Here is a 5468-nt window from a genome sequence, read left to right on the forward strand (position 1 = left end):
CTGCAGGGCCGCTTCAGCGCCGCCAGCGCCTCGATGACGGCAGTCATCTCCATGCGGTTGTTGGTAGTGCCAAGTTCGCCGCCAAATAGCTCTTTTTCGGTGCCGCCCATTGCCAGCAGCGCCCCCCAACCTCCGGGGCCGGGGTTTCCCTTGCATGCGCCGTCGGTATAGATCACGACGTGTTGTGGTTGTGGCGTTGTGCCTGTTGGTGTGTCGGTCATGCGTTACAAATGCTCCCGGGAAGCTCCAAAGAGCAGCCGGTGGTTAAAGAAAATCAGGCAGGCGGCTGTGAGCGGGATGAACGGGTGAGCAGCTCCTTGTTGGCTATCGCGGCGGGTGCCGTTGCCGGCGCCCTTCGCGCCTTCCAGGCGGGCTCAAGCAACCGGACGCCACGTACACGCTTGACCGCCGCGAGGAAATAAACAGCGCCAAAAATAGGCCACCAGCGTTCGCCCGCCGCATCCATCCACTCGAACCGGTCCAGCCAGGCCTGACTTGTGAGCGCCGGCCGGTAGCAGCCGAAGCGCCCCGACTCTACCTCAAAGTCCAGCAGCCTCAACCAGTCGCGAAGGCGCCAGTAGCCGATGAACTCGCCTGTTTTGGGAAGAAACAGGTTGTCATACCCCCAGCGCTGGTAGATGTGGCCGCGGCGCTGGCGCAGCCCCCACAAACTGGTCGGGTTGAAGCCGCTGATGACCACCCGACCTTCCGGAACAAGCACCCGGCTCACCTCGCGCAGGCTGGCATGCGGGTCGCTGCTGAGTTCGAGCGTATGCGGCAATACCACCAGGTCCAGGCTGTTCTCCGGGAAGGGAAGTGCTCCTGCATCGGTCAGGAGCGCCGCGCGCCGGGAACTTGCGGCCGTGCGGCCGCTCGTATCTGTAGCCGGGGACTTTCCGGGTTCAGACGACGGCGGCAGGGAATCCAGTGCCAGCCATTTGTGCGGCATGCGATTGGCTTGCAGGGCGTCGAGCTCCGGCAGGCCCAATTGCAGTGCGTGGTAACCAAACACGTCACTGACGGCCTGGTCAAAATGCGTGCGTTCCCAGTCCAGAAGATAACCACCGGGAGGGGTCTTCAGCCAGTCCGTCAAACCTATAATTTCAGAGCTCATTGAGACCACTGTATGTATTTGATTCCCATTCCTGCCTTCGACGACAACTACCTCTGGTTGTTGCATGACGGCAGGCGTGCCCTGGTCGTGGACCCGGGAGATGCCGGGCCGGTGCAGCGCACCCTGGAGCAGCACGCATTGCAACTGGAGTCGATTCTAGTCACGCATCACCATCCCGACCACACGGGCGGTGTCGATGCCCTGCGCGAAGCGACGGGCGCCCAAGTCTGGGGCCCTGCCACCGAACGCATTCCGCAGCCTTACACACATCTCAATGGAGGTGACAGCCTCACGGCCCTCGGCCTGGATTTCCAGGTGATCGACGTGCCCGGGCATACCGCAGGTCACATTGCCTATTACCTTGCCCCCACGCTTTCCGCTTCGCGTGATGCGCTGCCCCCCGAGGGGGCTCATCCGGCTTGGGGCGGCCCGGCGCCGGATGGCCTTGCCGTGAACGGCAGGCCGCTGCTGTTTTGCGGCGACACACTGTTCTCGGGAGGCTGCGGACGTTTATTCGAGGGTACACCGGCGCAAATGCTGGCCTCGCTCGACAAGCTGGCTGCGTTGCCTGGCAACACCGTCGTCTGTTGTACCCATGAATACACACTCAGCAATCTCCGCTTTGCCGTGGCAGTCGAGCCAGAAAATGCCGACCTGGCGGCATATCAGGCGCAATGCGTTGCACTTCGCGCCCAGGGAAAGCCAACCTTGCCGACCTCTGTGGCCCAGGAATTGCTGATCAACCCCTTCTTGCGGACCCGCCAACCCACTATCATGGCGGCTGCCCGGCACTTTGATGCGTCGGCCCGCGACGACAACACCGTATTTGCCGCCATCCGGCAGTGGAAAAACCAATTCAAATGACGCCACACGACCGAACCACTGCAGCATCCCCTCTTCCCAATCTCATCAATTTCCGTATTGTTCCGCTGGCGTTTCTGCTTGTGGCGACACTGTTGGCGGGCTGCGCCACACAGCCACCCGGCATGCCGGGTGACCCGGTCCTCACAACAGGAACAGGCCCCGCCGCCAAACCGCAAGTGCCGGGCGGCCCACTTCAAGCCATCACACCAGGTCAGATCGGCTCTTACCAGATCGCCTCCACGGAACCTCCCAAGGAACTTTGGGACCGTATTCGCCGCGGCTTCGCCATGCCCGACCTGCAAAACGAACTGGTGACGGATCGCGAGCAGTGGTATGCCAGCCGGCCGGACTATATCCAGCGCATGACCGAGCGCTCCAGCAAATACCTTTTTCACATCGTTGAAGAACTTGAGCGCCGCCAGATGCCGACGGAACTGGCATTGCTGCCGTTCATCGAAAGCGCTTTTAACCCGCAGGCCGTTTCCAGCGCCAAAGCCGCCGGCATGTGGCAGTTCATGCCGGCCACCGGCAAATATTTCGACCTGAAGCAAAACGCTTTCCGCGACGACCGGCGCGACGTACTGGCTTCCACCCGTGCGGCACTGGACTACCTGCAAAAGCTGCATGGCATGTTTGGCGACTGGCATCTGGCGCTGGCGGCCTACAACTGGGGGGAGGGCAGCGTGGGCCGCGCCATCGCCAAAAACCAGAGAGCAGGGCTGGGCACCAGCTACACCGACCTGAACATGCCGGCAGAAACGAGGCTCTACGTGCCCAAGCTGCAGGCCGTCAAAAACATTGTGGCCAATCCCCAGGCATTCCGCACGGAATTGCCGCTGATCGAAAACCACCCTTATTTTCAGCAGGTGCTGATCACACGTGACATTGATGTAGCCCTGGCCGCACGCCTTGCGGACGTCAAGATTGAAGACTTCAAGGCACTGAACCCTTCAGCACATCGCCCCGTCATCATCGCAGCAGGAACGCCCCAGATACTGCTTCCCTGGGACAACGCCACGGTGTTTCAGCGCAACTTCGAGGCCTACACCCAGGGGCAATATGCCAGCTGGACCGCCTGGTCGGCGCCCAGCACCATGAACCCGGCCGAAGCAGCACGCCGCACTGGCATGAGTGAGGCCGATCTGCGCAGCGTCAACAACATACCGCCGCGCATGCTCATCAAGGCAGGCTCGACCTTGCTGGTGCCGCGTTCCGCCAAGGTGGAAAACGACGTTACCAGCCACGTTGCAGATACCGCGCAAGTCTCGTTTTCTCCTGAAGTCGTGACACGCCGCACCACCGTCAAGGCCCGCAAGGGCGAGTCGGTTGCAACCATTGCCAAGCGCTACGGCCTGAGCGTTGCCAGCGTTGCCGAATGGAACAATGTCAGCACTTCCAGCGCGTTCAAGCTGGGCCATCAGGTGGTGGTTTTTCTTCCGGTCAAAAGCCATGCCTCAAAAAGCCAGGCCTCAGCCTCCAGCCGCAGTCGCGGCAGTTCCGCCAAAGTGACCAAACGCAGCAATACCAAGACGGTCGTCAAGTCCAAAAAACGTTGACGTTCCGGATCACGCGCTCCAGCAGTCACCAGCTGCGGGGCTGCTGCTACAGCTTGAACGAACCGCTGCCGAACAAACCGATCAAGCCGATAACGATCAGGTAAATCGCCACGATGTAATTGAGCAGCCGCGGTATCAGCAGGATAAGGATCCCCGCGATGAGCGACACGATGGGGCCGATGCTGAGTGAAAGATTCATGGTGTGTCCTTGGAGTGAAGCCGGCTTGCCGCTGCTGCGCATGGCAGAAGCGGTGCAGGCAGTCACGACTTTAAGGAGCCACCCGGCCGCAGGCTGTAGGACGACAGGAAGAGTTGCGGTACAGGGAAAACGTCAGAGTTTTTCTGTCTCACCAGTGCGCGGCTGCCATTTCATGAGCCGCTTCTCCAGCTTGCCAACAATGCCGTCCAGCACCAGGGCAAATGCCGTCAGCACCACGATGCCGGCAAACACCGTGTTCACGTCAAACGTGCCCTCGGCCTGCAAAATCAGGTAGCCCACTCCGCGCGCAGAGCCCAGGTATTCACCCACGACGGCCCCGACAAACGCCAGGCCCACAGAGGTATGCAGGCTGGAAAACACCCAGCTGGTCGCGCTTGGCAGGTACACCGTGCGCAGCAGCTGGCGCTGGTTGGCGCCCAGCATGCGGGCATTCGCCAGCACCACCGGGCTGACCTCTTTCACGCCCTGGTAAACATTGAAGAACACGATGAAAAACACCAGCGTGACCGCCAGCGCCACCTTGCTCCAGATGCCAAGGCCAAACCACAGCGCAAAAATGGGTGCCAGGATCACACGGGGCATGGAATTGGCCGCCTTGATGTAGGGGTCCAGGATGGCGCTGGCTGTAGGGGCCAGGGCAAGCCACAGGCCGCACGCCAGGCCCAGCACGGTGCCTATGCCGAAGGCCAGCACGGTTTCCAGCAACGTGGTGCCCAGGTGAAGGTAGATGTCGGCATTGCCCGGCAAGCCATCGGGGAACATGCGGCTTTCACCAAAACCAAAAGGCATGAACCAGCTCCACACCCTGCCGGCGACCTTGATGGGCTCGCCCAGGAAAAAAGCAATTTTCTGGTCGCGCGAAGCCAGGTGCCAGCCCAACAGCACGAGTACCAACAAGCCCAGCTGCCAGGCGCGCAGGTTGTTTTCTGAAGGTTTGAGGCGGTGCCACATGCTCAAGCCGCTTTCTTCAGTTGCTGCGCGTAACCTTTAAGGACCTCATCGCGCAACACATTCCATATCTGCGTATGCAGCTCGACAAACCGCGGCTGACTGCGTACCTCGGCAACATCGCGCGGACGAGGCAGATCGATGGCAAATTCGCCGATGGGATGCGTGCCGGGTCCAGCCGACAGCACCACCACCCTGTCGCTCATGGCAATGGCCTCGTCAAGATCGTGGGTGATGAACAGCACGGCCTTCTTTTTTGCGGCCCACAGGTCCAGCACCTCGTTTTCCATGAGCTGGCGCGTCTGAATGTCAAGCGCACTGAAAGGTTCGTCCATCAGGATGATGTCGGGATCCAGCGCCAGCACCTGGGCCAGTGCGGTGCGCTTGCGCATGCCGCCCGAAAGCTGGTGCGGATAGCGGTCGCCGAACTCGCCCAGCCCCACGCGTTCAAGCCAGTCCTGCGCCTGGCGGCGGGCCTCGGTATCCGGAACACCACGGTATTGCAAGCCCATCATCACATTGGCGATGGCGCTGCGCCACGGCATTAAGGCTTCAGTCTGGAACATGTAGCCGGCGCGGGTGTTGATGCCGCCCAGCGGTTGGCCAAACACCCGAACCTCACCGGAAGACGGCTCCAGCAAACCGGCACCAATATTGAGTAACGTGGATTTACCGCAACCTGTAGGCCCGACAACCGAAACGAATTCACCGGCCCGTATGCGCAAGGTGGTGTCGCTTACCGCCGCATAACGCTGGCCCGCATCGT

At 61.1% G+C, this 5468-nt stretch carries 7 protein-coding genes; 2 read left to right on the forward strand and 5 right to left on the reverse strand.

Going from position 1 to position 5468, the window contains the following annotated elements:
* Together AC1DWI_RS12670 and AC1DWI_RS12675 are read right to left on the reverse strand one after the other, a co-directional pair.
* Positions 1-221: RNase H family protein (locus AC1DWI_RS12670; protein ID WP_477724943.1), on the reverse strand; the 221-nt coding region annotated here is incomplete at its 3' end.
* Positions 222-274: 53 nt separating this feature from the next.
* Entirely contained in the window at positions 275-1114 is an 840-nt protein-coding gene (locus AC1DWI_RS12675; RefSeq protein WP_477670868.1) for a class I SAM-dependent methyltransferase, read from the reverse strand.
* Positions 1115-1126: 12 nt separating this feature from the next.
* Here AC1DWI_RS12675 and gloB point away from each other — a divergent pair, with 12 nt between their 5' ends.
* On the forward strand, positions 1127-1978 hold the full coding sequence (gene gloB, locus AC1DWI_RS12680) for a hydroxyacylglutathione hydrolase (RefSeq protein ID WP_477670869.1): 852 nt from the start codon (positions 1127-1129) through the stop codon (positions 1976-1978).
* The gene (locus AC1DWI_RS12685) at positions 1975-3534 is read left to right on the forward strand and encodes a transglycosylase SLT domain-containing protein (RefSeq protein ID WP_477670870.1); all 1560 of its coding nucleotides are present in this window, start codon (positions 1975-1977) and stop codon (positions 3532-3534) included. Before gloB ends, AC1DWI_RS12685 begins: the two co-directional genes overlap by 4 nt.
* A 46-nt stretch (positions 3535-3580) precedes the next feature.
* Here the strand turns inward: AC1DWI_RS12685 and AC1DWI_RS12690 are convergent, their stop codons facing one another.
* The 3 genes from AC1DWI_RS12690 to AC1DWI_RS12700 form a co-directional block, all read right to left on the reverse strand.
* Positions 3581-3733, reverse strand: coding sequence for a DUF3096 domain-containing protein (locus AC1DWI_RS12690; RefSeq protein WP_348050368.1), 153 nt, complete (start codon positions 3731-3733; stop codon positions 3581-3583).
* A gap of 132 nt (positions 3734-3865) precedes the next feature.
* Complete coding sequence (locus tag AC1DWI_RS12695) at positions 3866-4705, reverse strand: ABC transporter permease (protein ID WP_477671217.1); 840 nt, start codon at positions 4703-4705, stop codon at positions 3866-3868.
* Between the two features lie 2 nt (positions 4706-4707).
* Positions 4708-5468, reverse strand: a 761-nt coding sequence (locus tag AC1DWI_RS12700; protein WP_477724944.1) for an ABC transporter ATP-binding protein, incomplete at its 5' end; no start/stop codon positions are given.

Source organism: Polaromonas sp. P3_C2 (assembly GCF_056402675.1).